The 24450-nt window shown below is 63.6% G+C and carries 29 protein-coding genes and 3 tRNA genes; 17 read left to right on the forward strand and 15 right to left on the reverse strand.

The genetic code is table 11. The features are described 5' to 3' along the window. The 5 genes from K359_RS0129935 to K359_RS0129960 form a co-directional block, all read right to left on the reverse strand. Window positions 1-1733, reverse strand: a 1733-nt coding sequence (locus K359_RS0129935) for a calcium-binding protein (protein ID WP_029082612.1), incomplete at its 3' end; no start/stop codon positions are given. Window positions 1734-2770: 1037 nt separating this feature from the next. Further along, on the reverse strand, window positions 2771-3013 hold the full coding sequence (locus K359_RS0129945; protein ID WP_029082613.1) for a hypothetical protein: 243 nt from the start codon (window positions 3011-3013) through the stop codon (window positions 2771-2773). Between the two features lie 169 nt (window positions 3014-3182). After that, window positions 3183-3258: transfer RNA gene (locus K359_RS0129950), tRNA-His, on the reverse strand. A gap of 5 nt (window positions 3259-3263) precedes the next feature. Next, window positions 3264-3340: transfer RNA gene (locus tag K359_RS0129955), tRNA-Met, on the reverse strand. Window positions 3341-3344: 4 nt separating this feature from the next. Next, a tRNA-Gln gene (locus K359_RS0129960) sits at window positions 3345-3422 on the reverse strand. 198 nt (window positions 3423-3620) lie between these two features. On the opposite strand from K359_RS0129960, the gene K359_RS57430 reads away from it, so the two are divergent. Continuing rightward, on the forward strand, window positions 3621-4142 hold the full coding sequence (locus K359_RS57430; RefSeq protein WP_371261201.1) for a class I SAM-dependent methyltransferase: 522 nt from the start codon (window positions 3621-3623) through the stop codon (window positions 4140-4142). Continuing rightward, window positions 4136-4279, forward strand: a complete 144-nt coding sequence (locus K359_RS61690; RefSeq protein ID WP_156928728.1) for a hypothetical protein — start codon at window positions 4136-4138, stop codon at window positions 4277-4279. The genes K359_RS57430 and K359_RS61690 overlap by 7 nt, the downstream gene beginning before the upstream one ends. A gap of 72 nt (window positions 4280-4351) precedes the next feature. Here K359_RS61690 and K359_RS0129975 read toward each other — a convergent pair whose 3' ends face one another. The 4 genes from K359_RS0129975 to K359_RS0129990 form a co-directional block, all read right to left on the reverse strand. Further along, a complete protein-coding gene (locus tag K359_RS0129975) occupies window positions 4352-4546 on the reverse strand; it encodes a hypothetical protein (RefSeq protein WP_029082614.1) in 195 nt (64 codons plus the stop codon). A 51-nt stretch (window positions 4547-4597) separates the two neighbouring features. Further along, a complete protein-coding gene (locus K359_RS64710) occupies window positions 4598-5539 on the reverse strand; it encodes a hypothetical protein (protein ID WP_245284768.1) in 942 nt (313 codons plus the stop codon). A gap of 51 nt (window positions 5540-5590) precedes the next feature. Further along, window positions 5591-5755: a hypothetical protein gene (locus K359_RS61695; protein WP_156928730.1), complete on the reverse strand. Its 165-nt coding sequence runs from the start codon at window positions 5753-5755 to the stop codon at window positions 5591-5593. A 94-nt stretch (window positions 5756-5849) separates the two neighbouring features. Further along, a complete protein-coding gene (locus tag K359_RS0129990; RefSeq protein WP_035977372.1) occupies window positions 5850-6110 on the reverse strand; it encodes a DUF3551 domain-containing protein in 261 nt (86 codons plus the stop codon). A gap of 149 nt (window positions 6111-6259) precedes the next feature. Between K359_RS0129990 and K359_RS0129995 the strand changes: the two genes are divergently transcribed. Further along, window positions 6260-6463 carry a hypothetical protein gene (locus K359_RS0129995; protein WP_029082616.1) on the forward strand — a complete coding sequence of 68 codons (204 nt, stop codon included), beginning with the start codon at window positions 6260-6262 and terminating at the stop codon, window positions 6461-6463. A gap of 235 nt (window positions 6464-6698) precedes the next feature. Here K359_RS0129995 and K359_RS0130000 read toward each other — a convergent pair whose 3' ends face one another. Then, window positions 6699-7550: a 3-hydroxybutyryl-CoA dehydrogenase gene (locus K359_RS0130000; protein WP_029082617.1), complete on the reverse strand. Its 852-nt coding sequence runs from the start codon at window positions 7548-7550 to the stop codon at window positions 6699-6701. 1330 nt (window positions 7551-8880) lie between these two features. On the opposite strand from K359_RS0130000, the gene K359_RS0130010 reads away from it, so the two are divergent. The 6 genes from K359_RS0130010 to K359_RS0130035 all read left to right on the forward strand — a co-directional run bounded on the left by K359_RS0130010 (window position 8881) and on the right by K359_RS0130035 (window position 12753). Then, a complete protein-coding gene (locus K359_RS0130010; protein WP_029082619.1) occupies window positions 8881-9084 on the forward strand; it encodes a hypothetical protein in 204 nt (67 codons plus the stop codon). A 127-nt stretch (window positions 9085-9211) separates the two neighbouring features. Then, window positions 9212-9481, forward strand: coding sequence for a hypothetical protein (locus tag K359_RS0130015; RefSeq protein WP_029082620.1), 270 nt, complete (start codon window positions 9212-9214; stop codon window positions 9479-9481). Window positions 9482-9691: 210 nt separating this feature from the next. Next, the gene (locus tag K359_RS0130020; RefSeq protein ID WP_029082621.1) at window positions 9692-10981 is read left to right on the forward strand and encodes a hemolysin family protein; all 1290 of its coding nucleotides are present in this window, start codon (window positions 9692-9694) and stop codon (window positions 10979-10981) included. Window positions 10982-11100: 119 nt separating this feature from the next. Then, a complete protein-coding gene (locus K359_RS0130025) occupies window positions 11101-11700 on the forward strand; it encodes a formyltransferase family protein (RefSeq protein ID WP_029082622.1) in 600 nt (199 codons plus the stop codon). 194 nt (window positions 11701-11894) lie between these two features. Beyond that, the gene (locus tag K359_RS59230; RefSeq protein ID WP_084518554.1) at window positions 11895-12254 is read left to right on the forward strand and encodes a hypothetical protein; all 360 of its coding nucleotides are present in this window, start codon (window positions 11895-11897) and stop codon (window positions 12252-12254) included. A 121-nt stretch (window positions 12255-12375) separates the two neighbouring features. Continuing rightward, complete coding sequence (locus K359_RS0130035) at window positions 12376-12753, forward strand: hypothetical protein (RefSeq protein ID WP_156928737.1); 378 nt, start codon at window positions 12376-12378, stop codon at window positions 12751-12753. A gap of 93 nt (window positions 12754-12846) precedes the next feature. On the opposite strand, the gene K359_RS0130040 is transcribed toward K359_RS0130035, so the two are convergent. Beyond that, on the reverse strand, window positions 12847-13245 hold the full coding sequence (locus tag K359_RS0130040; protein ID WP_029082624.1) for a RidA family protein: 399 nt from the start codon (window positions 13243-13245) through the stop codon (window positions 12847-12849). A gap of 141 nt (window positions 13246-13386) precedes the next feature. Between K359_RS0130040 and K359_RS0130045 the strand changes: the two genes are divergently transcribed. Further along, the gene (locus K359_RS0130045; RefSeq protein ID WP_029082625.1) at window positions 13387-14262 is read left to right on the forward strand and encodes a DMT family transporter; all 876 of its coding nucleotides are present in this window, start codon (window positions 13387-13389) and stop codon (window positions 14260-14262) included. A gap of 79 nt (window positions 14263-14341) precedes the next feature. On the opposite strand, the gene K359_RS0130050 is transcribed toward K359_RS0130045, so the two are convergent. Continuing rightward, window positions 14342-14581: a BrnA antitoxin family protein gene (locus tag K359_RS0130050; RefSeq protein ID WP_029082626.1), complete on the reverse strand. Its 240-nt coding sequence runs from the start codon at window positions 14579-14581 to the stop codon at window positions 14342-14344. Window positions 14582-14599: 18 nt separating this feature from the next. Further along, on the reverse strand, window positions 14600-15574 hold the full coding sequence (gene cysK / locus K359_RS0130055; RefSeq protein ID WP_029082627.1) for a cysteine synthase A: 975 nt from the start codon (window positions 15572-15574) through the stop codon (window positions 14600-14602). A 227-nt stretch (window positions 15575-15801) separates the two neighbouring features. Here cysK and K359_RS0130060 point away from each other — a divergent pair, with 227 nt between their 5' ends. Further along, window positions 15802-16017 carry a hypothetical protein gene (locus K359_RS0130060; protein WP_029082628.1) on the forward strand — a complete coding sequence of 72 codons (216 nt, stop codon included), beginning with the start codon at window positions 15802-15804 and terminating at the stop codon, window positions 16015-16017. Window positions 16018-16026: 9 nt separating this feature from the next. On the opposite strand, the gene tgt is transcribed toward K359_RS0130060, so the two are convergent. Further along, window positions 16027-17160, reverse strand: a complete 1134-nt coding sequence (tgt, locus tag K359_RS0130065) for a tRNA guanosine(34) transglycosylase Tgt (RefSeq protein ID WP_029082629.1) — start codon at window positions 17158-17160, stop codon at window positions 16027-16029. A gap of 208 nt (window positions 17161-17368) precedes the next feature. Here tgt and K359_RS0130070 point away from each other — a divergent pair, with 208 nt between their 5' ends. The 6 genes from K359_RS0130070 to K359_RS0130095 all read left to right on the forward strand — a co-directional run bounded on the left by K359_RS0130070 (window position 17369) and on the right by K359_RS0130095 (window position 22756). Next, window positions 17369-18547 carry a patatin-like phospholipase family protein gene (locus tag K359_RS0130070; RefSeq protein ID WP_245284769.1) on the forward strand — a complete coding sequence of 393 codons (1179 nt, stop codon included), beginning with the start codon at window positions 17369-17371 and terminating at the stop codon, window positions 18545-18547. Window positions 18548-18642: 95 nt separating this feature from the next. Continuing rightward, window positions 18643-19407, forward strand: a complete 765-nt coding sequence (locus tag K359_RS0130075; RefSeq protein WP_029082631.1) for a TetR/AcrR family transcriptional regulator — start codon at window positions 18643-18645, stop codon at window positions 19405-19407. A gap of 320 nt (window positions 19408-19727) precedes the next feature. After that, window positions 19728-20330 carry a PepSY domain-containing protein gene (locus tag K359_RS0130080; protein ID WP_245284770.1) on the forward strand — a complete coding sequence of 201 codons (603 nt, stop codon included), beginning with the start codon at window positions 19728-19730 and terminating at the stop codon, window positions 20328-20330. Between the two features lie 332 nt (window positions 20331-20662). Then, window positions 20663-21700 carry an aspartate-semialdehyde dehydrogenase gene (locus K359_RS0130085; RefSeq protein ID WP_029082633.1) on the forward strand — a complete coding sequence of 346 codons (1038 nt, stop codon included), beginning with the start codon at window positions 20663-20665 and terminating at the stop codon, window positions 21698-21700. 73 nt (window positions 21701-21773) lie between these two features. Next, entirely contained in the window at window positions 21774-22160 is a 387-nt protein-coding gene (locus K359_RS0130090; RefSeq protein WP_029082634.1) for a tautomerase family protein, read from the forward strand. A gap of 83 nt (window positions 22161-22243) precedes the next feature. Beyond that, entirely contained in the window at window positions 22244-22756 is a 513-nt protein-coding gene (locus K359_RS0130095) for a GNAT family N-acetyltransferase (protein WP_029082635.1), read from the forward strand. A 73-nt stretch (window positions 22757-22829) separates the two neighbouring features. Here the strand turns inward: K359_RS0130095 and K359_RS0130100 are convergent, their stop codons facing one another. Continuing rightward, the gene (locus K359_RS0130100) at window positions 22830-24182 is read right to left on the reverse strand and encodes a carbohydrate porin (RefSeq protein WP_029082636.1); all 1353 of its coding nucleotides are present in this window, start codon (window positions 24180-24182) and stop codon (window positions 22830-22832) included. Between the last annotated feature and the right edge of the window lie 268 nt (window positions 24183-24450).

Genomic DNA, 24450 nt, shown 5'->3' on the forward strand with positions numbered 1-24450 from the left:
TCGGTCACCACATCGCCGGCATTGTCGACGAAGTAGGTGTCGTTGCCGAGCCCACCGGCCATCGTGTCGGCGCCAATTCCGCCGTCCAGCGTGTTGTTGCCGGAATTGCCCGTGATGACATTCGCGAGCCCGTTGCCGGTGCCGGCGAGATTGCCGGTGCCGTCCAGGATCAGATTCTCGACGTTCGCGGTCAGGGTATAGTCGATCGTGCTGTGAACGGTGTCGGTGCCCTCGCCGGGGTTCTCGGTCACGACGTCGCCGGCATTGTCGACGAAATAGGTGTCGTTGCCGAGGCCGCCGGCCATCGTGTCGGCACCAAGCCCGCCGTCCAACACATTGTCGCCCGTGCCGCCCGTGATGACATTTGCGAGCGCGTTGCCGGTGCCCGAAACATTCGCAGAAGTCTCTATCGTAAGGTTCTCGACGTTGGCAGCGAGCGTGTAGTTGAAGTTGCCTGTGACAACCGCAGTGTCGGTGCCCTCTCCCAGGTTCTCGGTAATGACATCGCCGGGGTCATTGAGAATATAGATGTCATTGCCCAAGCCGCCGACGAGCGAATCTGCCCCGCCTGCGCCGTCCAGCAGGTTGTCCCCGGCATCACCGATCAAGGTATCGTTGAAGTCTGACCCTCTCAGCCCCTCAATCGAGATGTACGTGTCTCCGGCCGCCTCGCCCGTGTTCAAGGCCGGATTTGCGAGGCTCACAAGCAGGCCAGTGCTGGATGTGATATATTCCGCAACGTCGTTACCGGCTCCGCCGTCCAACGCGTCGGCGCCGAGACCGCCGCGCAGATTGTTATTTCCTGCATCGCCCGTCAGCGTGTCACCGAAGTCCGAGCCGATGATGCCTTCGATCGAGGTATAGCTGTCACCAGCAGCATCGCCGGTGTTGCTGCCCGGATTTCCGAGATTTGCAACGACTGCCGTTGCAGCGTTGCCGTAGTCTGCGTAGTCAGTGCCTCCGCCGCCATCAAGCGAGTCGGCACCGGCACCGCCACGCAAGTTATTGCTGTTTGCGTCGCCGATCAGGGTATCGTTAAAGGCACTTCCCTGGATGGCTTCAATCGAGGTGAATGTGTCTCCGGCGGCTTCACCGGTGTTCTGTGTCGGGTCTGCGAGATCGACGACGAGGCCGGCCGACGAATTGGCGTAATCGGCGTAGTCGAAACCTGCTCCGCCATCGAGGGAGTCGGCGCCAAGGCCGCCACGCAGGAAATTGCTGTTGGCATCGCCGATCAGCGTGTCGTCGAACGCCGACCCACTGAGGTTGCTGATGTCGAAATATGTGTCGCCGGCCGCTTCTCCGGTGTTCTGTGTCGGGTCTGCAAGATTGACTGTAACTCCGGCGGCCGAATTCGCGTAGTCGGCGTAGTCGCGGCCTAAATCGCCGCGGATCGAGTCAGCTCCCAGTCCGCCCCGCAGGAACGAGCCGGTTCCGTCGCCTTCAAGAGTGTCGTTGAAGTTGCTGCCGATCAGCCCTTCGATCGAAGTGTAGGTGTCCCCCGCCGCAAAGCCCGTGTTGTTGCCCGGGTGCAGCAGGCTTGCCACAACTCCGGTGCCGGAGTCGCTGTAGGATGCAAAGTCAAATCCGTTGCCTCCATCAAGGGAGTCGGCGCCATCGCCGCCGATCAGCGTGTCATTGCCGTCGAGCCCCAGCAGCGTGTCATCTGTGTTCGAACCGTTGGGGGTTCCGGTCAGGGTGTCTGGACCTGACGTGCCTGTAAATGTTGCCATGGTAAAATTCCCCTTCCGTCATCAATAGTGGCTGCGCAATGCGAGCAGTCGGCAGAATTCTGAGGTCACCGGAAGAACCGGTGTGCCAATCACCGAACCAGAACGAACCGCTCGAGCGCTCACGAATGCGAACGCCGTACAGCAGCGAAAAGCTGCTGTGCTCAGGTTGCGGGTCGAACTGATCAGGTGACGGAAATCCAATCGAGGCCGTTAAGGCGGATTGGAGCGGCAACGAAAAATCTCCCAACTCAATATGCAGGGATTGATTGAACAATGAAAAAGACAATTTAGGCGGGAGATTTAGAGGTAGTCCCCGGCCACAGGCTTGACATTAAGTACGAGACGATGCTGCGGAACTCGCCGAGTGCGGCAATTTGTCAGTGGCGCAGGGTTCGCGTCTCGGGAACCTGGAACGTGAGAACTCCGCATCACGAGAATTCGCTCGCGCTGCTGCGCGCGGCTCGTTGGCACGGTTGATCCCGTCTGGCGCTCAAGCGTCGGCCGGATCAGGCTGGCAATCGATGGCAGCCGGCGCTACGCCATCATCGTCCCTGTTCCCGTCTGTCTTGAGTCTGAGCTGCTCGATCGGACGAAGCTGAATTGAGGCCGCCTCTGCCCCGTCAGCTGTTCTGCAAATTGAATCGGACAGCCATATCGGCTGCCGCCAAGACTTGAACGTCTCAAAACTTGAACGTCTCGATCCCGTCAGCTCGGTCCCAAAATCATATAGAGCAGCATCGCGCCCACGACGGCGGTCCAGCCGATCGATGCGACAACGGTCCACACCTGCAGGGGCATCGGACAATCTCTTTGCAATCAATGAAGCACAATCACTCAAGCAATACGAAGAGGCCGCTGGCGCTGGACAGCGGCCTCCTGAACCTGACCTAAAATGAACGCCTTGGTAGTAAAAATATTCGCCTCAGGTCCGCCATTATTAGATCGGGAAATTGCCACACAGTGAAGTCCGAAAAGCCCCAACGCCCAACGGAACTCTTGGGGCGTTGCGGGCGCGACACACCTTCTGCGGCCTGACTTCAGGCGTCGGTCAGCGGAAGCTCGCCCTGACCGCCCGTCCAGTCGATGATATCGACCAGCAGCCCGCGCTTTAGCATCTCGGCCTCAAGACTGCCGGCATGCCGTTTCCACTCGGGCGTCGAGCGGACCCGGAATTTTGGCTCTTCGCCGTAGGCCTCGAACTCATCGTCGGCCGCGAGCGCGCCGCGGACGGCCTCATACATCATCTTCAAGCTGGCGTCGGTGAAGGCGCCGTAGTCCATCGGTCGTCTCCTGTAACGCTGTTAGACGCAAAAAGCCGCCACGCTGCTACGCGTGGCGGCCTTCTGCAAGCGGCCCATCCAGACGGCCTGGAACGAACCTTGTGTGAGTCGGGTTAATGAAAGCTTGCCGGTGCAACGGCGACGTCTCTCCTTGCGGCGCGTTGCGAATTGGTCCCGCCTGTCGGAATCGAACCGAGCGTCCCCGGGTCCACAACCCAGTGCCTTGACCACTAGACGAAGGCGGAGAACTTGGTCCCGACAGGCGGAATCGAACCGCCGACCGGCACGACTTATGAGGCCGCCGTTCTACCGCTGAGCTATATCGGGAAGATGGCCGGTGCGGCAGGACTCGAACCTGCGGAATGTCGGAGTCAAAATCCGATGCCTTGGCGAACTCGGCTACGCGCCGGTGAAATGGCGCTCCCTACCGGACTCGAACCGATGCCAGAAGCCTTCACGCTCGTTCGAATATCGATGACCGAGCGCGTCGCAGCACGTCTGCGGGACGAAGGCGGCGAAACTCTATGGTTATGAAGGTTCCGACGCGGTTTCGATCGGCAACTTCGACCGATGGTTTTTCCAGTATTATCCCTATCTGCGGCGCTTCATCCCGTTCGATCAACTGGCGGGAAAGTCCGTTCTCGAGATCGGCCTTGGTTACGGTTCGGTGTCGCAGGCCGTTGCGGCCGCGGGCGCGCAATTGACCGGCCTCGACATTGCGGCCGGTCCCGTCAACTGGTTGCGCCATCGACTTGCGCTGGCGGGCTTGCCGGGGCAAGCGATCCAGGGCTCAGCCCTCGATATTCCGTTCCCTGAAGGCAACTTCGACCACGTCGTGACGATCGGCTGTCTTCATCATACCGGAGACCTGAAAAAAGCGATTTCAGAGGTGCACCGGGTCCTTCGCCCCGGCGGAACGGCAATCATCATGGTCTACAGCGCGACCAGCCATCTGCGCCGGCTGAAACACCCCGCCGAGACCTTGCACTATGTCAGGTCGGTTGCCGCCGGGAGTGACGAGCCGCTCGCCCTCGACAAGCACGGCCGGCCGACTTCGATGCCGCCCCTGACGGACGGATCGCGCCGGAAGTCGTGCTTGCCTCAAAGGCCGCATTCTCGCGCATGCTGAACGCATTCAAGGAGCACACGATCCGTCGCACCAATGTGCCGGATCATCCGATTGTCGGCCTCATTCCGCGCGACTGGCGAATTCAGACCGAAGGCCGGCTGTTCGGAACTGATCTCTATGCGACCGCGCGGAGGTAGGACCGCAGCGACTGTCACCTCCGATACCAGGATCATCCGCACGACCTCCGGCCATGCCGGTGCCTCCCCTCGTCACAGTCTCAGGCATCGAAACAATTGCGCGAGCGCGGTGTTGGCAGATTGTGCGCGCCGTTCGAGGACCTCGGCCGCGGTGGCGTAGTTGCGCGCCAGGATCTGGAGCGCACGACGCGCGTCCGGCAGCGTGGATTGCTTCGCCATCTCCAGGCACTGATGCTCGAAGTATCGAAGCTCCTCAAGTTCGGTCATTGCGATTCGTCCGATTAGGTTCCGCATTGTCGAACTCACTGCGCCCGCGACCTAGTGAAAGTTTGGCAAGATTGTTGCGGGGGCCGGACTAGCTGGTCCGAGTGTTTCTGGATGCATGATTTGATAATCACCGCTCCGTGACCGGCGCTGGAGTGAGCATCGGCAAGCGCGTTTGATCGTTTCAGACTGCCGGAGTCTTGCTTTGCAGGCATCGTTGCGAGAGATTTCGCTGGAGCGGGCCGCGGCCGGCGCGGCATCGATTTGGCGTTGTTGAAGCAGATGAAGAAGCGCGATTGGGCCTTCGTGGCCGCCTGTGTGGCAGGTGCCGTGCTGTTCGGTGTCTGGAGCTTCCAGATGGGTCTCGCATTTCATCGATCCCGGCAGGGCGCGACCGATCTCTCCAGTTCGCACCGGCGTAACCAGGACGGCGCCTCCGCGCGCAGCCCGGCCCGGCTGCTGGCTGACGACGGCGATGAGCAGGCCGGGCAGCCGCGATAGCGGAGCACTCGCGGTCTTCACCGCACGTCGCCCCGGATTAGGCCCAGGCAAGACCGGGTATGACAGCGGCGTCCTCCTCGTCGTTGCTCGCGCGCGTGGACCGCTTGCGGCGGTGGTGTCGCTTGCGCGACGGTGACGGATATCGAGCCTGCGCAGCGCCGTCGGCACACGCCGCAGCATCCAGTTGATAGAATCGATCGCCTGGCGGACGACGGCCAGCACGGTCGCCGCGCGCGTGAAGAAGCCGATCAGGAAGATCATCGAGAAAATGTCGATATAGGCCAGCACATCGCCAACCAGCATCAACTCGGGAGGAAGCGGAATCCGATGCCAATAGGCGCCGATCAAGATGACGACCGGGATCAGCGCAATCAGCTTGCGCAGCGTCAGCCGGTCGAGCAAGGCAGCGAGCTCCACGACCAGAACCTGCCAGAGCCAATCGCCAAACGCGGCCGGCCTGTCGATCGTCCAAGTCTGCCAGATTCGTTTCCACATTGCGGCGTCAGCCGTCTCTCGGGTGCAAGCCTCGGGTGCAAGACCGGCACGCTACGACTTCGACGAGGCCCCGCCTGCGTCGCCCTCGTCCGCCGCGCCTTCCACGTCGGTCGAACCGGCCGATGGAAAGATGCGCTCGTAGTTCGCCCGGGCCTCGCGGATCAGACGCGCGCGCTCCCGTTCAGACTTCGAGATAAACCTGATGATCTCGCCCATTTGCTCTCCAAGAGGGTCTGCCCTCCAAGGGGGTAACTGTCTGACTATTGGCAATGCAATCATCGTGCCTGATGGTCGCACGGCCGACGGCCGCTCAGCGGATCGCCCGCGGCGCCATCCGCTGCTGGCTGAACGCAACGCGCGGGTTGACGCCGCAATAGGCATTGCGGCCAGACGCCGCCGCCTGGCATTGCTGGTAGGTCTGGTACCCGCAATAGCCGGGATACCCCTCCTGCCTGCCCTGGATGCACCACGGATAATCATAGGGATCGGCGACCGCCGGCGATGCGGAGCCGACAATCCAGCTCGTTCCGAGCGCCGCAAACGCCAGAATTGCCCAATTCGTCCTGCGCATGATCCTGCTTCCTTCCTCAATCGGCACCCAGCTACTGATGTAGGTACGCCGGCGAGATGTGCGAGGTTTCCGGTCGCCGCCTCAAGAAGCTGTGAGCAAGAGTTGTAAGGAAGGTTCAAGGCCCTTTTCAGCGTGAACAGGGCCGGCTGATGCCGAATGGCCATGAGAACAAGGGCATCAAGAGCTTCCTCGGCCAGGCCAAGTCAAAGGAGCTGTTCGCCAAGGAGGCCTACGCGTTGAAGAACCAGCTGGAGTTCTTCGCGGTGACCGCTAGCATCTTCCTGGCCGGCAAGGATTCCGGGCACGAGCCCTACACGCGCGCCACGCTCAAGGAAAGGATGCCGGACTATTAAAAAGTAACTCGTCGGCCTGTTCGGCGCCGATCCCGAAGAAACCAGCATCACGCCGGTCGCCTCCGCGAACTGAGTTCAGGACCCCACAAAAAACACGAGGCCCGGTGTGCCTAGGAGCCCGGGCCTCGTGTCTGATGTCCCCCGCCTCACGTGGCGGATCAGAGGTCTGCGTGTACGTCAGGTCACAGGCGCGATCCATCCCGGATGACTACGGTGTTCGCCGCGCGGCGCAGCCTTACTTGCTGTAGCTGTAGAACCCCTGCCCGGTCTTGCGGCCGAGATGGCCGGCATCGACCATCTCCTTCAGCAGCGGCGCCGGCCGGTATTTGGGGTCGTTGAAGCCGGTGTAAAACACCTCCATCACCGACAGCATGGTGTCGAGCCCGATCAGGTCGGCAAGCGCGAGCGGGCCGATCGGATGGTTGCAGCCGAGCTTCATGCCGGCATCGATCTCCTCGGCCGTCGCAATGCCTTCCTGCAGCGCGAAGATCGCCTCGTTGATCATCGGGCACAGGATGCGGTTGACCGCAAAGCCCGGGCTGTTCTTCGCCGTGATCGCGACCTTGCCGATGCGCTTGGCGAAGGCTTCGGCCTTGGCGACGGTGTCATCGGAGGTCTGCAAGCCCCGGATCAATTCGAGCAGCGCCATCACCGGGACCGGATTGAAGAAGTGCATCCCGATGAAGCGATCAGGACGATCGGTGGAGGCCGCCAGGCGGGTGATCGAGATCGACGAGGTGTTGGTCGCAACCAGCGCGCTCGGCTTCAGCCCGGCGCAGAGATCCTTCAGGATCTTGATCTTCAGCTCCTCGTTCTCGGTCGCCGCTTCGATCACGAGATCGCAGGCGGCAAGCTTCGACTTGTCGGTGGTCGCGTTGATGCGCCCAAGCGTCGCGTCGCGATCGGCCGCTGTCATCTTCTCCTTGGCGACCAGGCGATCGAGGCTGGTCCCGACCGTCTTCAGGCCGCGCTGCACCGCCGCGTCGGAGATATCCACCATGGTGACAGCAAGCCCCGCCGCCGCGCAGATCTGCGCGATGCCGTTGCCCATGGTTCCGGCGCCGATGATGCCAACCGTCTCGATCATTGTGTCAGTCCTTCCCGTCGCTTGCGCCGCCGCGCGGCTGCATCGTCAAAAACGGCGGACCGTAAGTCCGCGGATGGCGCATGCATAGCAGCCCGACCGAGCGGCCGATACAGGGGGTGCCGGTATTCTGGTGGTGACTATTCCGGGCGCGGCGGGACCGGCCACCGTGGCGGGACGGACGCGCGCGACGGCACCTCGGTCCGTGACGGCTCGGCGGCGCGCGACGGCTCGAACACGCGATTGAGTCGCACAATCCACCAGGCCACCCGCCCGTAGCTGCGGCGCAGCGCCGGTACGATACCCTCATCAATATCTTGCTGCCGATCCATGGTCGCTATCGCTAGCGTACATCCTTGAAGGAACGGTGTGATGAGATCACGCGCTGGGTGGCCCGCCGGTAGGGATTTGGCAACCATTCCGTCCCGATTCTCGGCAAAGGCCCCGTGGGCCGGATGCTACAAAACCCGCAGCTGTGACGTTCAGCACCTTTCCACGCAGGGGTGTCGATTGCTAAATTGCAGCCATCGGACGTCTCGGAAACGCTGAGGGTACGGTGTTTCGATTAATTCGACGCTGGAAGACGAGCAAGCTGGCGTTGGCTTGCCCGAGTTGCAAGGAAATCGCGTCGCCTCAACTGTTCAGGCGCGGACGATATTTGCATGGCGACACACCGCTTCGCTGCGAGCGCTGTGGCACGGTATCGCTGACGACGCTTTGGCGCTTCGAGGGTTTGGCTCATGGCCCCGCGGTTGCTGGCTGCGAGGGATCCAGACCCGCCTTCTCGCAGCAACAGCGCGCGACCTGAGCCGGCGGACGCCGGTAGTCTCCCGGATTGCACATGGACGGGCTCGCGGCGCAGCATTGCCAAGACGGCTGCGGCTCGCATTTTGTTGATCGAATTTTCGAGAGGACGCCGCGACTTACAGGAATTGGACGACGAGGGCTACGCCCATGCTTGCCGAGAAATTCATTCTGTTGCTCGAGACGTTGCTTAACGGCCAGACCCATTCCGACGGAAGCCCGCGTGTGGTGAGCACGTCGCCCCACATCCCGGTCAAGCTTCCGCGTGGAAGCCAAGGCAACGTTCAAGGTAACGCTCCTCGCTAAGCCTGCTGGCGGCAGGTCAGGTCGCCACAGCGCGCCAGAATTCTCCATCGCCCGCGCGACGGCGCGGATTCCCTGTTGCGGTACGCGTGAGCAACGTTGCCGGCGGTTGACCGCAGCGATCCGCGGAGCTCGTTGGCACGGCGTGCGCCGCGCCCGTGAACCGGCTCATAGTTGGCCAAGGCTGAGCCGCGCTACACCGCGTCGGCAACAACGCGGTGTCGCCATGCAGAGCAAGACCGATTTCGTGAGTATCGTTGTGGCCGTCTGCGTTGCTGCCTACGCAGCGATCATGCTTGCCTATCTTGCTCAATACGATCTCGGCCTCTCCACCGCGCAGACGCGTCATCTCTCGGTGCTGGCAGCGCTCGTCCTCGCGCTGCCTATCGTGGTGGATTTCCTGCGCACAGGATCCGGCAACGCCAGCTGACGCGGATATCAGCACGCCTGCCCGTGCAGATCTCGCCGCCTCAAGCTCACCCGCGCAACATACCGTTAGGTGAAACGGCGCGAATCAGCGTTACTTTGCAACTGATCACTTCGTGGGATTTGGCGGCATGACCCAGCCCGACGTCTTGGATCAGAAGATTTTGGATCAGAAGATTCTGGATCGGAATATTCGCGAGCTGCAGGAATGGCTGCGCAAGGCCTGGCAGCAGCTTGCGGACCCCTCGCTCACCGCCTTCTCGCGCCGCGAATTGCGCAACCAGATGAAGCAGTGCAGTGCCGATTTGCGCACGCAGTTACAGGCTGCCGAACGAGCGCCGAGACAGCCTGCATCGCCTGCCAGAAAGTTCGCCAAGCCGGAGCTGCGGATACTCGCCTAGAGTTTGACGCCGTGATGAGGGCATCCACGAACCGCGCCTCCGATCGCCACAACAGCCCGCGCGCCAAAATGCCGCGATCTCCTGCTGCATGCGCGCCATACGCACGCTCTGCTTGTGCAGGGACGTCCGACAGGGCACAGCAAAGCCGCGCCGGTATGCCTATATAGGGCGTCGTGCAGCGGCCGACGCCGCCCAAGCTCAGGGACTCCCGTGTTATATCTGGAACTTGCGATCGTGGCGGTCTTGATCGTCGTCAACGGTCTGTTGGCAATGTCGGAACTCGCCATCGTCTCCTCCCGTCCGGCGCGCCTCGCGGCGCTGGTTGAACGCGGCGTCAGCGGTTCGCGCCGTGCGCTTGCGCTGGCCTCCAATCCCGGAAGATTCCTCTCCACCGTGCAGATCGGCATCACGCTGATCGGCGTGCTGTCGGGCGCCTTCTCGGGCGCAACGCTCGGCCAGCGCCTCTCGCAATGGCTGTTCGAGCTCGGACTGCCGGCAAACGTCGCCGACGCCGCCGGTGTCGGCATCGTCGTCGGCGCGATCACCTATGCCTCGCTGATCATAGGCGAGCTGGTGCCGAAGCAGATCGCGCTGCGCGATCCGGAGTCGATCGCGGTCAAGGCTGCGCCGGCCATGACGGTGATGGCAAAACTGTCGCTGCCGGTGGTGTGGCTCCTCGACCGCTCCGGCAAGGCGTTGCTCTGGCTGCTCGGCCATCGCGAGGATGCGCAGGACCGCGTCAGCGAGGACGAGATCAAGACACTGGTGGTGGAAGCCGAGAACGCCGGCGTGCTCGAGCCCGGCGAAAAGGAGATGATCGCCGGCGTGATGCGGCTCGGCGATCTGCCGGTCGGCGCCGTGATGACGCCGCGCCACGAAGTCAGCCTCATCGACCTCGCCGCTCCCGCAGCGGAGATCCTCGCGACGCTGCAGAAGAGCAGCCACTCGCGCTGCGTGGTGTTCGACGGCAACCGCGATCATGCGCTCGGCATCGTGCAGGCCAAGGACGTGCTCGACGTCTACCTCGCGGGCCAGGCGCCCGACATCCGCGCGCTGACGCGCGACGCGCCGATCATCCCGGAAACGGTGGACGCCCGCGACGTGGTCGCGATCCTGCGCGACTCCGCGGTGCATATCGGCCTCGTGCACGACGAGTACGGCACCTTCCAGGGCGTCGTCACCAGCGCCGATATCCTTGAGGCAATCGTCGGCGCCTTCCATACCGAGGAAGGTCCGGCCGAGCCCGCTTATGTCAGGCGCGACGACGGCTCCTATCTGATCTCGGGCTGGATGCCCGCGCTCGAATTCAGCGAACTGCTCGGCATCGCGCTGCCCTCTCCGCGCCCCTACCAGACCGCGGCCGGCTTCCTGCTGCATGAATTCGGCGCGATCCCCGATGTCGGAGCCAAAACCACGGCGCAGGGCTGGGAATTCGAGATCGTCGACCTCGACGGCCGGCGCATCGACAAGGTTCTGGTGAGCAAGCAGCCGGCGGCCTGAGATTGCCACCCGGCCGGCTTGTTGATAACGGGCAGGACAGCAAAACAGGCCGCCGCGGTGTGCTATCGGCATAGCGGCAGCCCGAATAGACCCAGAATAACCCCCACGGAATTCATCCCATGCGCATTACCCTTGTCGGTTCCCGCCATTTCGGCGTGACGACCCTGAACATGCTGCGCGAGCATCACGTCACGCTCGTCAGGGTGGTCGTCCATGACGGCGAGGACCGGCTTGCGGCAGCGGCTCGGGCGGCCGGCATCGAGGTCGTCGTTCAGGCCGACCCCAAGCTGGTGACGGCCGCCGAGATCGCCCCGGGCACCGACCTGATCGTGACCGCCCACAGCCACGCCCGCGTCAGCAAGGAGGCGCTTGCCGTGGCCAAGCTTGGCGGCGTCGGGTACCACCCATCGCTGCTGCCCCGACACCGCGGCATCGCTGCGGTGGAGTGGACCATCAAGGAAGGCGATCCGATCGCCGGCGGCAGCATCTATCACCTCGCCGACCGCATGGACGCGGGCGCAATCGCGGCGCAGGACTGGGTGTTCGTCAAAAAGGGCGAGACCGCCCGCGAGCTTTGGGAGCGCGCGCTGGCGCCGCTCGGTCTGCGTCTGCTCGCCGAGGTCATCGACTACGGCAAGGTCAACGGCTCGCTGCCGGCCAAGCCGCAGGATGAGCAGTTTGCAACCAAGGCGCCAAACCTCAGCGGTACCAAACACTAAGCCGAAATAAGGTACTTAAATACCTGATTCCGTGAAGCGCGGAGGCAAATTTCTCGTTCCTGATCCGGAACCAGATTCACCATGATGTGTTTGAGTTCACAGGAACATTTGGGGCCTCTCGCGACGCAGCAAATTTTGAACACATTGTGACAGGATAAGCCGCGTCATCACACGAAATTACAGGGATTTGATTCATGCGTTCGATCCGCATTCGCGACCTGATTTTGGTCACTTCGGTCGCCTCGGCTGCCGCCCTCACCGCTGCTCCCGTGTCCGCGCAGCAGCCCTATGACGGCCTCTGGAGCGTCACAGTCGTCACCAAGACCGGCAGCTGCGAGCCGTCGTCCAGTTCGACGGTGAATGTCGTCGAAGGAAAGATCTCGGCGCAGGGTGCGGCGATCTCCGGCACCGTGGGCAGTGGGGGACTTGTGCGAGTCTCGATCAATGGTGCATATGCGAACGGTCAACTCAGTGGCAACTCCGGATCGGGGAAGTGGAATGGGGCATCAGCTGGCGTACCGTGCAGCGGCCGATGGGAAGCGTCCCGTCAGTAAGATCACCAGCGTATCAAGGTTCTTCGCCATCGCGCGGCGGCCAGCATTTGCAGCCGCCGCGTTTTTCGTGACCGCATTGGCCAGCACCGCGGGCCATGCCCAGTCCAGCCCGTTCGCCGGCATGGCGGGCACCTGGTCGGGCGGCGGCTCGGTCACGCTGGACGACGGCTCCAGCGAGCGGATTCGCTGCCGCGCGACCTACCGTGTCGGCGGCCCGAACATGACCATGAGCCTCACCTGCGCCAGCGACGCCTACAAGTTCAACCTGGCTGCCGACGTGCAGGCGCAAGGCAGCGCCGTCAGCGGCTCGTGGAGCGAGACCAGCCGCAATGTCAGCGGCGACCTGCGAGGTCGCGGCGGTGGCGGCAACTTCCAGGTCGTTGCCAGCGCTCCCGGCTTCAACGCCGACATCTCGATGCGCACCTCCGGCAACAAGCAGTCCGTCACCATCAGGCCCGACAGCCAGTTCCGCGGCGCCAGCATCACGCTGTCGAAGTAATCGATCGCTCCGCCGACGAGAAAAGCCCTCGGGTCACCCCCGAGGGCTTTTTGCTGGCCGCGCAACAATGACGTCGCACGCGTCTCGGCGTTGCTAGGCGGCCGGCACGAACGCCGTGACCTCGATCTCGACCTTGGCGCGCAGATCGACCAGCCCGTCGATGTAGAGCAGCGTGGAGGGCGGGAAATTGCGCCCGAGCGTCTCCTTCCACGCCGCGCCGATGCCGGTGCCCGCGGCCTCGTATTCGATGCGGCTGGTCAGGTACCAGGTCAGGCGGACGATGTGCTCGGGACCGGCGCCGGCTTCGTTCAACAGCTTGACGATGCGCTTCAGCGCCGTGCCGACCTGGGCTGCCATCTCGGGTACGTAGTCGCCCTTTTCGTCGCCGCCGGTCTGCCCCGCCAGCACGATCCATTTGCCCGGAGCGTCGAACGCGACACCGTGCGAGAAGCCGCGGGGTTTCGACCATTCGGCCGGTTGCAAGACACGCATGAGCAGATCCTCCTGATGTGATTATTCCCGACCTGCTTAGCAGAGATCACATGGTCGACACATCACCACGCCGGCAGAATTGCACGTTGCAAATTCGTATCGGCTCGCCGATACCGGGTACCCCTCACCTCGTTTCCCGTCATGGATCGCACACCCTCAAAAACCGGCGCAGCGCTGTGGATGTCCGGTTGGCTCGCGCTCATGCTGATTGTGGCGGTGGCCGGCCGCGAGGCGACGCGCGAGGTCAACGTGTTCCAGCTGATGGCGGTTCGCGGCGTGCTCGGCTTCGTGATGCTCTATCCGCTGATCCACATGAACGGCGGATTCGCGATCGTGAAGACGGCACGCGTGCACATCCACATCGCGCGCAACCTGGTTCATTTCTGCGCGCAGCTCGGCTGGTTCTATGCGCTGACATTGATCCCGATCGGCCAGGTGGTCGCGATCGAGTTCACGATGCCGATCTGGACCGCGATCCTCGCGGCGAGCTTTCTCGGCGAACGGATGACATCCTGGAAGATCGTCGCGATCGTGCTTGGCCTGGTCGGCGTGTTCGTCATCGTGCGGCCGGCGACCGGCGCGATCAATCCGGGCCAGCTGATCGCGCTCGCCGCGGCCGTCGGCTTCGGGATCTCGGTCGTGGTGGTCAAGTCGTTGACGCGGACCGAACAAACGCTGGCGATCCTGTTCTGGATGCTGGTGGTGCAATCGCTCGCGAGCATCGGGCCCGCGCTCTATGTGTGGATCTGGCCGCCGCTCTCGACCTGGGGCTGGCTCGTCGCGATCGCGTTCTGCGGCACGTTCTCGCATTACTGCATGGCGCGCGCCCTGCTCCACGCCGACGCAACCGTGGTGATCCCGATGGATTTCATTCGCGTGCCGCTGACCGCGATCGTCGGCTGGCTGATCTACGCCGAGCAGCTCGATGCCTACACGGTGCTCGGCGCGGCCATGATCCTGGCCGGCAACCTCCTGAACCTGAAGCCGGGCGCAGCGGCGCTGGCGCGCGCACGGTGACACTCGCGGCCCGCCGCGCAGGTCGCCGCATAGCAACAAGCCCGGGGATCATCCCGGGCTTGCTTGTTTTGGAAGTGCGCTACTTCCCGGCGGCCTTGCGCAGCGCCGCGTTGATGCGGTCCTGCCAGCCGGGGCCGCCCTCCTGGAAATATTGCAGCACGTCCTGATCGATCCGCAGCGTGACCTGCTCGCGGACGCCGGGGACGGCGACAGTCTTTGGCACCGCGTCCGCGACCTTGGTGGTGGCGCGCTTGAACGCCGCCTCGGCCTCGCTGCGGGCATCGTTCAGGGTTCGCGGTCGCCTCGGCTGATCGGCCATATCCTGGATTCCTGTGTCTCAAATTCCTTCAAACAACGCCGTCGAGAGATAGCGCTCCGAGAACGACGGCACAATCGCCAGGATGGTCTTGCCCGCAGCCTCCGGCCGCTTGCCGATCTGCAAGGCGGCCGCGATCGCGGCCCCCGAGGAAATGCCGCCGGGGATTCCTTCGTTGCGCGCCAGCGCGCGCGAGGTCTCGATCGCGGTCGCGCTGTTGACCTTGACGATCTCGTCGATCACCGAGCGGTCGAGGATGTCAGGGATGAAGCCCGCGCCGATGCCCTGGATCTTGTGCGGGGTGTGCTGACCGCCCGACAGCACCGGGCTCTCTTCCGGCTCAACCGCGACGATCCGCAATGACGGCTTGCGCGGCTTCAGCACCTGCCCGACCCCGGTGATGGTGCCGCCGGTGCCGACGCCGGCGACGAAATAGTCGATGTTGCCGCCGGTATCATTCCAGATCTCCTCGGCGGTGGTGCGGCGATGGATTTCAGGATTGGCGAGATTCTTGAACTGTTGCGGCATCACCGCGTTGGGCGTCGTGCGCACCAGTTCTTCCGCGGCAGCGATCGAGCCCTTCATGCCCTGCGCGGCCGGCGTGAGCACGATCTCGGCGCCGAGGAAGGCCAGCATCCGGCGCCGCTCGATCGACATCGATTCCGGCATCACGAGCTTCAGCCGATAGCCGCGCGATGCGGCGACATAGGCGAGCGCAATGCCGGTATTGCCCGAGGTCGGCTCGATCAGCACGGTGTCGGCGTTGATGATGCCCGCCTTCTCCATCGCCACGATCATCGCCGCGCCGATGCGGTCCTTCACGCTGGCCGCCGGATTGAAGTATTCCAGCTTGGCGAGGATCGTCGCGTGGACGCCACCCGCCTGCGGCAATCTGCGCAGGCGTACGATCGGGGTCGAGCCGATCGCATCGACGATGGAATCGAAGACGCGGCCGCGTCCGGGTTGCACTGCACTCGTTGTCGACGGCGCGTCCATCAAGCGGCTCCTGTTGCGGGATATGCTGGGAATATGCGGTCTTCTCTCATTAGAAGCAGCGCATCATGACGCGCAAGTGAGAAACCGCCGAGGCACAAATTCGTTGCATCGCAAAAATGAGAACCTGCGCAAATAACGTAAAACCTACGCATTTGTGTTGCGACAAGGTCAAACAAGTGCGTCTATATACTTTCGTCAGGTACAGCTCCGAACGCAAAGGAGGTCACATGCCAGCTCTCGCTGAAGTTCTGTCGACCGCAGCGTCCAGGCCCGATCCGCGCGGCAGCGATTTGCCGACCTGTCCGGTGTGTGCGGACTCCATGATCGCGGCAGAAGCGTCCGCGTACCTCCAAGACAATTTGATCAGCTATCTCTGGACCTGCGACACTTGCGGTTACGGGTTCGTCACCAAGCACACCGTCAAACCGATCGTGTGCAACTGATCACGCAGCTCACCTCGGAGCGATGTCCCCGCGCGCCCAACCGGCGCGCGTTTTCGTTCTGAAGGCCTCGAACGTGCCGTTTGCGATCGCGTCACGGATGCCCTGCATCAGCTCCTGGTAATAGGCGACGTTGATTTCGGACAGCAGCATTGCCCCAAGTGTTTCGCCCGCACGCACCAGATGGTGCAGATAGGCGCGCGAAGTGCTACGTGCCGCCGGCCACGGGCTCTCTTCATCCAGCGGGCGCGGATCGTCGACGTGCCGGGCGTTGCGCAGGTTGATCTGGCCGAAGCGGGTGAACGCCATGCCGTGGCGTCCGTTCCGTGTCGGCATCACACAGTCGAACATGTCGATGCCGCGCGCCACCGCCTCGAGAATGTCCTCCGGCGTGCCGACGCCCATCAGATAGCGCGGCCGATCGGCCGGCAGCGCCGGCGCGGTCTCCTCGATCATCGACAACATCACCGATTGCGGCTCGCCGACCGCCAGCCCGCCGATCGCGTAGCCGTGAAAGCCGGTATCGGTGAGCCCGCGCGCGCTGACGTGCCTGAGATCAGGGACATCGCCACCCTGCACGATGCCGAACAGCATGTAGCCGTCCGGCGCCGCCTCGAACGCGCGCTTGGAGCGTTCGGCCCAGCGCAGCGACAGCTGCATCGCCCGCTCGATGTCGGCGCGCTCGGCGGGCAGCCGCACGCATTCGTCCATCTGCATCGCGATATCGGAGCCGAGCAGAAGTTGCACCTCGATCGAGCGCTCCGGCGACAGCTCGACCTTGGCGCCGTCGATATGCGAGCGGAAGGTCACGGCCTTCTCGGTCACCTTGCGCAGCTCCGAGAGCGACATGACCTGGAAGCCGCCGGAATCCGTCAGCATCGGACCGCCCCAGCCAGTGAAGCGCTGCAGACCGCCAAGCCCGGCGATCCGCTCAGCGCCCGGCCGCAGCATCAGATGATAGGTGTTGCCGAGCACGATATCGGCGCCGGCATCGCGCACCTCGCGCCAATGCATGCCCTTCATCGCGCCGGCGGTGCCGACCGGCATGAATGCGGGCGTCCGCACCAGGCCATGCGGCGTGGTCAGGCGCCCGGTGCGGGCAGCGCCGTCGGTTGCCAAGAGCTCGAATTGATTGGGAAGATTCATGCGGCTGCTTATTGCGTGTCACTGACGCCCGATCAACCCGTCGGATAACGCCTCTCGCCCGACTTCGTGAACGCCGGCAGCCGGATCGATACTTGCTTCGGGCCGGCCGCCACATTAAACAAAACGAAACCGTATCGTTTTATGTCGATAATGGGGCAGCGGACTTCCCCGCCGCGCCGCAATCCACGCAGAGACGTGATTGGCAGAGATGGTCTCAATCCCTAGCGCCCGGCCTCGGGGCATCAGCCCTCGCACGACGGCTGCCGGCGCGATCCGGCATGCCGCTCTGCTGTGTGGCCTGGCTTTCGCGCTGGCGGCCTGCAGCTCGCTGCCGCGGACGCCCTACACGGCGGCCGACGCCGTCAATTCGCGGGTGCTCGATCTCGACGGGCTGCGCCGCTACGCCGACGAGCCGGCGTCCAGATTCCGGCTCGACAAGAGCGACGTCGCCCCGATCAAGACCTATCTCGCCCTCTCCGGCGGCGGTGCCGACGGCGCCTACGGCGTGGGTGTCCTCAACGGCTGGACCGCGGCAGGCAATCGCCCGGCCTTCTCGGTCGTCTCCGGCGTCAGCACCGGCGGACTCATTGCGCCCTTTGCGTTCCTCGGCCCCCGCTACGATGACACGCTGAAGGAGGTCTACACCTCAGGCATCGCGGAGAGCCTGCTACAGGACCCGAGCCTGATGCGGGTGCTGTTCGGCTCCGGCCTGTTCGGCAACAAGCGGCTGCGCGAGCTGGTAGCGCGCTACGTCGGCCAGGACATCCTGAGTGAGGTGGCGCGCGAAAACGCCAAGGGCCGAAAGCTCCTGATCGTCACCACCGATCTCGACACCCAGCGCACGGTGATCTGGGACATGGGGCGGATCGCCGCCGTCGGCACGCCCGAGGCGTTGCAGCTGTTTCGCGACGTGATGGCCGCCTCCGCCAGCATCCCGCTGGTGTTTCCGCCGATCATGATCGATGCCGAGGGCCAGGGAAAACGCTTCCAGGAGATGCATGTCGATGGCGGCGTCACCGCACCTGTGCTGACGCTGCCGGACGCACTCCTGTTCCGGGAGCGCAGCTGGCCGGCCAATGGCCGGATGAACATTTACATGCTGGTCAACAAGAAGCTCGAGGGAAACTTCGAGCTGGTGTCGAACTCGACGATCGACGTCGCCTCCCGCAGCATTTCGGCGATCACACAGGCGCAAACCCGCTCCGTGATCCTCTCGACCTATGATTTCGCCCGGCGCAACCGCCTCGGCTTCCATTTGTCCTATATCGAGCGCGATTATCCGGCGCCGGAGACGCAAGGCTTCGATACGGCCTATATGCGCGCGCTCTATCAGTACGGATACGAGAAGGCCGCCGCGGGGCACGCCTGGACCGCGACGCCGCCATGAGCGGCCCGCCCCCGGTACCACCGAATGGACGAATCCGTACCGCGCGGGTTATAGACCGGACAGACCCGTCCGACGCACAACGAGATGAATGGGCAATGGGATTGACGGCAACCAAGGCCAAGGGCGCCAAACAGCCGGCCAAACGCGGCGTGATCAAGTCACGCGGCGGCCGGCCGACCCGCGATGCCGCGATCGAGCGCGACCAGCGGCTGATCGAGGTCGCCACCCGCCTGTTCCTCGAGCGCGGCTTCGATGCGACGTCGATCGACGCGGTGGCCGAGGCCGCCCGCGTCAGCAAGCCCACCGTCTATGGACAGTATGGCGACAAGCGCGGCCTTTTCGCCGCGGTGCTCCGGCGCGAAATTGCCCGCTGGCTTGCCCCGCTCGCCGCCGCGGCAGCCGAAGCGCAGGGCGACGGCAATTGCGAGGGTTTGGTCGAGGAGCGGCTGACCGAGCTCGGGCGCCAGTTATTGGTGCTGAATTGCAGCGCGGACTCCATCGCCTTCAGCCGGATCCTGACCGCGCAGGCGATCAACTTCCCCGAGGTCGCCAAGCTTGCCGTCGACGAAGGCTGGTCGAAAGCCGTGTCCACGACGGCGGATTTCTTCGACCACCTGGTCGACAAGGGCGCCCTCGACCTCGAGGACACCACGATCGCGGCCGAGACCTTCCTCAACATGGTGGTCGGCCACACCCATCGGATGGCAACCTTCGGGATCCCGATCGACATGAAGACCGCCGAGACGCGGATGGAGGTCTCGATCCGGCTGTTCCTTGCCGGCGCCGTCGGGCCGCAGGATCGGCTGCGCGAGGCCGCCAAGGAGGCGGATAAGGGCGGCCGCCGCCGGCCGGCCCGCTAAGCGGAGTCAGCAGGATCGTTCTATCGTCTCGCACGTTATCGTGAGCAATCTTGATTGCGAGTAGCCTTGAACGAAACAGAACGAAACCGTATTGTTTAGTTGCAACGAGGCGCAGAATCCAGATCAGCCCCCAAGGGTTTTGACGCCGACTTGTAATTTCGACCGTGACGACGGGGCAGCCGCCATCGCTCCGTCCTGAACGTTCGGCGGCCGACCCCTGACTAACCGGGGTCGGCCGCACCTTTCTCGGCCCGCGCGGCCGCTGCAAGCGCGGGCAACGCGCAAAGTTCGATACAGGTTCGACGATGAGGACAGGACGATTGCGCGCACTGAGGTATTTGGCATTGGGAACGCGGCTGCTTGCAACCGCGCTGCTGGCCCTGCCCTTCGCGGCGCCGGCCCATGCGATCACGAGTTCGGCTGCCGCGGCCCTCACCCCGCGTGACAATGACAACGCGCTCGACGTGCATGCGGTTCGCCGCGAACTCGACAGCTTCCAGGCCGCACAGATCTCGCTGCGCAAGGCGATGGCGATTGCGGAAGCGCTGCACTCCGGTGCGATCACCGCCGACATCAGCTTTGACGGCGCATCGCTTCCCGCGGTCTACCGGGTCAAGACCATGCAGCAGGACCGCATCTGGCACCACGCCATCGACGCTGCGACCGGTGAAGTGGTGGGTGGCGAGGCCGCCTCGCCGCTGACGTCGCTGGGCGCCGAGGACCGCGGCAACCTCGTCGTGCTCAGGGCGCTCCGGCACCGTCTGTCGGATGCGGTACGCGTCGCCGAACGCTCGACCTCGGGAAAGGCGATCAGCGGCGGCTTGATGCGCGAGCGCGGCAAGCTGAATTTCGTGATCGTGGTGCTCGCTGGCAGCGATCTGAAAGAGGTGATCCTCGAGCCGCCCGGCGCGCGCCGGCGGTAAGGGCCCAGAGCGTTTTCGAGCGAAGTGGACACCGGTTCGCGTGAAGAAAACCCGTCAAAACAAGAAGCTAGAGCTTCGGTTCTGATTCAATCAGAACCGAAAATGCTCTAGGCGGGCCTTGCCAGATTTTCGCCCAAAAGCCGTTGACGGGACCGATCTCTCCCGCATAAGTCCGAACCATGATCACCGCGACCAAACGCACCACCAAAACCACCAAGCCCTCCGGGGCCTCGGGAGGCGTGCGCGCGTAGTCGGTCGAACCGCATCATCTCTACCCGAAGCCCCGCCTGATGAAGGTCCGGGGCTTTTTTGTTGTCTGCAGCACATCTCAAATGGAGGACAAAGTGAGTAACGATCCCGTCGTCGCGATTGTCGGCGTCACCGGCGCAGTCGGCGCCGAATTCATCTCCACCATGGACAAGCGCGGCTTCCGCGTCGGCAAGCTGAAGGCGCTGGCGAGCGCCCGCTCGGCAGGCAAGACCGTCGCCTTCCGCGGCAAGCCGGTCGTGATCGAGGAGCTGACCGAGCGCGCCTTCGAGGGTGTCGACATCGCACTGTTCTCGGCCGGCAGCGGCATCTCGAAGAAGTTCGCGCCGCTTGCGGTGAAGTCCGGTGCGGTCGTGGTCGACAATTGCTCCGCGTTCCGGATGGATACGAACGTGCCGCTTGTGATCCCCGAGATCAACGCCAACCGCATCCGCGACCACAAGGGCATTATCGCCAACCCGAACTGCGCCGCCATCACAGCGCTGGTGCCGCTGTGGCCGATCCACCAGAAGAACCGCATCAAGCGCGTGATCATCTCGACCTATCAGGCCGCGAGCGGCGCCGGTGCTGCTGCGATGGAGGAGCTCGTCGAATCGACCCGCGCCAGTCTCAACGGACAGGTCTTTACGCCGAAGGTGATGCCGCACCCCTACGCCTTCAACCTGTTCAACCACAACACGGCTGTTGACCCCGAGACCGGCTACAACGACGAAGAGACCAAGGTCATCAAGGAGACCCGCAAGATCTTCGAGGACGACAAGATCGCGATCGGCGTGACCTGCGTGCGGGTGCCGGTGCTGCGCGCGCATTGCGAGGCGATCACCTTCGAATGCGAGAAGCCGATCACCGAGGACCAGGTCCGCGCAATCATGGCGCAGGCGCCTGGCGTCAAGATCGTCGACGATCGCGCCAAGAACTACTTCCCGATGCCGATCGACGCCTCCGGTCAGGACGACGTGCTGGTCGGCCGCATCCGCAAGGATCTCAGCGACCCCAGCGGCCACTCGATCTCGATGTTCGTCGCGGCCGATCAGCTGCTCAAGGGCGCCGCGCTGAACGCGGTGCAGATCGCCGAGCTGCTGCCCGAACGCGCGATGGCGTGAGCGATAATGGAGGGTGGGCAAGGCGCCAGCGCCGCGCCCACCCTCAACCCGACAAGCAAGAGCAGGACGTATCATGCCGAGCACTCGGATCACGACCGGCATTTGGGCCCGCGGCATCGAGGCCCAGGTGATTGGAGCCGTCCAGGACGCTCTGCTCGCGGCGCTGAAAATCCCTGACTACGACCGCGATGTCGTGCTCGACCTCTACGATGACGCCGCCCGGATCGTTCCAGCGGGCCGATCGGAGCGCTACACACGCATCGAGATTTTCCTGTTTTCCGGACGATCGCTGCAGGCCAAGAAAGCCCTCTACAGCGCCGTGGTGGCGAACCTCTCCGCCCTCGGAGTGCCCGCGAATGAGATCAAGACCATTCTGATCGAGATTCCACCCGACAATTGGGGCTTGCGCGGAGGTTTGCCTGCGTCCGAAATTGACCTCGGCTTCAAGATCGACGTCTGACAGCCATGCTCCAGTTGCATCGCAGCGCGGGTCGAGCGAAGCCGTAACCCACTCCGATGCATTGCCGACGGACTCCTTCCGACATGCATTCCCAATCCGAACAGTTCGAGATCAGAGACCTGCATGCTCATTCCGGGCGCGAGGAGTTGTTGCGACTGAACAACGCCAGTGCCAGTGAAACGTCCCTGCTCACGGCCGCGAGGTTCGAACAATTGATCGATGCAGCAACGATCGCGCTGTTCGTTCCGCCGGCCGCCGCGATGCTGTTGGCGTTCGAGCACGGCGACAACTATGACGGCACTCACTTCGGCTGGTTCCGCGGCCGGATGGACCAATTCCTCTACGTCGATCGAATCGTCGTTGGGGCGGCGTGGCGGCGGCACGGACTGGCGCGCAAGCTCTACCGCGAGGTCTTCCGGCAGGCCGCGCATCGCGGTCATCGTCGTGTCGTGTGCGAGGTCAACCTCCAGCCGCCGAATCCGATATCAGACGCACTCCATCATTCGCTTGGCTTCGAGGAAGTCGGCCGGACCACCATCGACGGCGGCGCAAAAACGGTCCGCTATCTCTGTGCGAGGCTCGAGCCTCGCACGTAAGCCCTCAATCGCGCGCACGAAGGCGCTATGCATCGCTCGCCTCGCTCGGGTATGCCGGCAGACCGCCACCGGATCAGAAGTGGACCAGGGTGCGCAGACCAAGAACCCAGGCGTTGTCGGTCTTCACGCCGGCGGCGTTGTATCCGCGTCCGCCGGGATGGATGACATACTGGGCGTCGAATTTGAGGTTCATCCAGCCGGTCGCCTGCCAGCCGTACCAGGCTTCGATCGGCACTTCGTTGCCGCCGGCATTCAGGGTGAGCGCCGCCGAGTTCACATGGGTCGTGCCCACCGCGAAGCCGACTTCGTCCTCGGGACGCGAGGCGAACGTTCCGGTGTGCCTGAAGCCCCAGGCGATCTGGTAGTCCTGATACGACGTCCTGTGATCGGCGACGGTCGTATTGAGGAACGTGTACCAGCCCTGCGCCTTCGGACCCTCAACGGTCAGCCGCTGCAGGATCGATTCATAGACGCCGTAGCGGCCGCGCTGATCGCCGAGATTCTGGTCGGGGACACCGCTGGTGCCCGGGACGATCGCGATGATGCCCGGGAGGCCGCCATCGATCGTCGATGCGCTGTCATACCAGCCGCCAAACCGCCAGGTCCCGCTCAACGGACCGCTCGGCGCCCAGACCAACTCGACCGGCACCAGCACGCCGGAGGCCGGGCTCGAGCCGGGGACACCGGGCAGGAAGTAGGTCGCGGAATCCGACGTCGTCAGATAGTTCGGGTTGGCGTCGTAAACGCCGACCGAGAGCTGGAATTCCTTGGCGAAGTTGTAGTGGACCACACCGGCCCATTGGCTCACCGGCCAGTTATAGATGTAGCCGCCCTGGATGTTGCCGGGCTGGCCGCCGCAGAAGGTCAGGTTGATGAACTCGCACAGGCCGAAGAAGAAATCGAAACCGACCGGAAGACGGCCGCCCTTGAGTTCGAGGCGATCATCGAAGAGCTTCTGCGAGTAGTACAGTTCGGTCAGGCGCAGGATGTTGCCGCGGCCGAACACTTCGTTGGTCAGCTGCAAGGCCGGAATGCCGGCCTCGTCATTCAGATTGCGGCCGAAGCGGTCGACCAGCGTGAGGCCGACCAGGCCGCCCTGGATGCCGGCCAGTTTCGCCATGTCGAACTTGGCCTGAAAGAACAGCTGCCCGGCGTTGGCCCCCGTGTTCTTGTTGCCGCCCGATATGTTGGTCACGGCCTCGTCGCCCAGCGTCAGGGCCAACGAGATGCCCTGCTCCTTCAGCTTCGTCCTGCCGAGATCCCCGAACAAATACGGCCGTGTCCAGAAATCATCGGCGGGATCAACGTAAGGCAGCGGCGGAGCTTTCGTCAGGAGATCGGCCGCGTGTGCGCCGCCACTCAACAACGATGACAAAACAATCCCGACGCCGCACGCGCGTGCGACGCTTACAGGCCCACGAAACATTCTTTCCTCCCACCGTCCCGGGCCTTGTCTGATTCCTGTCGCGTCCCCGCCCAAAGCCCTTCAGCCCGGAACGCGCTTGTTGTAGCGTTACTATTTTTCAATTTTAGATAGCAATTACGCGCGCACTAAAACCCCTCAACACTGCGTTAGGGTCTGTCCGCGAGCCGGCGTAGCTGCGCGCGAGCGTCGTGCGATTCATCAATCTTGCGCATCGAACTCCTCCCCTTGTTCCTCTACTCAGGGAACCGCGACCATATTCCTGAGTCCG

Origin of the sequence: Bradyrhizobium sp. th-b2 (genome assembly GCF_000426785.1) — a bacterium.
Taxonomy (GTDB): domain Bacteria; phylum Pseudomonadota; class Alphaproteobacteria; order Rhizobiales; family Xanthobacteraceae; genus Bradyrhizobium; species Bradyrhizobium septentrionale.

Bases quoted from the DNA above. Each gene is read 5' to 3' on its own strand.
- K359_RS0129945 (WP_029082613.1), bottom strand. From the start codon at position 3,013: ATGGACTACGGCGCCTTCACCGACGCCAGCTTGAAGATGATGTATGAG.
- K359_RS61690 (WP_156928728.1), top strand. From the start codon at position 4,136: ATGCTGAACGCATTCAAGGAGCACACGATCCGTCGCACCAATGTGCCG.
- K359_RS0129975 (WP_029082614.1), bottom strand. From the start codon at position 4,546: ATGACCGAACTTGAGGAGCTTCGATACTTCGAGCATCAGTGCCTGGAG.
- K359_RS64710 (WP_245284768.1), bottom strand. From the start codon at position 5,539: ATGTGGAAACGAATCTGGCAGACTTGGACGATCGACAGGCCGGCCGCG.
- K359_RS61695 (WP_156928730.1), bottom strand. From the start codon at position 5,755: ATGGGCGAGATCATCAGGTTTATCTCGAAGTCTGAACGGGAGCGCGCG.
- K359_RS0129990 (WP_035977372.1), bottom strand. From the start codon at position 6,110: ATGCGCAGGACGAATTGGGCAATTCTGGCGTTTGCGGCGCTCGGAACG.
- K359_RS0129995 (WP_029082616.1), top strand. From the start codon at position 6,260: ATGCCGAATGGCCATGAGAACAAGGGCATCAAGAGCTTCCTCGGCCAG.
- K359_RS0130000 (WP_029082617.1), bottom strand. From the start codon at position 7,550: ATGATCGAGACGGTTGGCATCATCGGCGCCGGAACCATGGGCAACGGC.
- K359_RS0130010 (WP_029082619.1), top strand. From the start codon at position 8,881: ATGCAGAGCAAGACCGATTTCGTGAGTATCGTTGTGGCCGTCTGCGTT.
- K359_RS0130015 (WP_029082620.1), top strand. From the start codon at position 9,212: ATGACCCAGCCCGACGTCTTGGATCAGAAGATTTTGGATCAGAAGATT.
- K359_RS0130025 (WP_029082622.1), top strand. From the start codon at position 11,101: ATGCGCATTACCCTTGTCGGTTCCCGCCATTTCGGCGTGACGACCCTG.
- K359_RS59230 (WP_084518554.1), top strand. From the start codon at position 11,895: ATGCGTTCGATCCGCATTCGCGACCTGATTTTGGTCACTTCGGTCGCC.
- K359_RS0130035 (WP_156928737.1), top strand. From the start codon at position 12,376: ATGGCGGGCACCTGGTCGGGCGGCGGCTCGGTCACGCTGGACGACGGC.
- K359_RS0130040 (WP_029082624.1), bottom strand. From the start codon at position 13,245: ATGCGTGTCTTGCAACCGGCCGAATGGTCGAAACCCCGCGGCTTCTCG.
- K359_RS0130045 (WP_029082625.1), top strand. From the start codon at position 13,387: ATGGATCGCACACCCTCAAAAACCGGCGCAGCGCTGTGGATGTCCGGT.
- K359_RS0130050 (WP_029082626.1), bottom strand. From the start codon at position 14,581: ATGGCCGATCAGCCGAGGCGACCGCGAACCCTGAACGATGCCCGCAGC.
- cysK (WP_029082627.1), bottom strand. From the start codon at position 15,574: ATGGACGCGCCGTCGACAACGAGTGCAGTGCAACCCGGACGCGGCCGC.
- K359_RS0130060 (WP_029082628.1), top strand. From the start codon at position 15,802: ATGCCAGCTCTCGCTGAAGTTCTGTCGACCGCAGCGTCCAGGCCCGAT.
- tgt (WP_029082629.1), bottom strand. From the start codon at position 17,160: ATGAATCTTCCCAATCAATTCGAGCTCTTGGCAACCGACGGCGCTGCC.
- K359_RS0130070 (WP_245284769.1), top strand. From the start codon at position 17,369: ATGGTCTCAATCCCTAGCGCCCGGCCTCGGGGCATCAGCCCTCGCACG.
- K359_RS0130075 (WP_029082631.1), top strand. From the start codon at position 18,643: ATGGGATTGACGGCAACCAAGGCCAAGGGCGCCAAACAGCCGGCCAAA.
- K359_RS0130085 (WP_029082633.1), top strand. From the start codon at position 20,663: ATGGAGGACAAAGTGAGTAACGATCCCGTCGTCGCGATTGTCGGCGTC.
- K359_RS0130090 (WP_029082634.1), top strand. From the start codon at position 21,774: ATGCCGAGCACTCGGATCACGACCGGCATTTGGGCCCGCGGCATCGAG.
- K359_RS0130095 (WP_029082635.1), top strand. From the start codon at position 22,244: ATGCATTCCCAATCCGAACAGTTCGAGATCAGAGACCTGCATGCTCAT.
- K359_RS0130100 (WP_029082636.1), bottom strand. From the start codon at position 24,182: ATGTTTCGTGGGCCTGTAAGCGTCGCACGCGCGTGCGGCGTCGGGATT.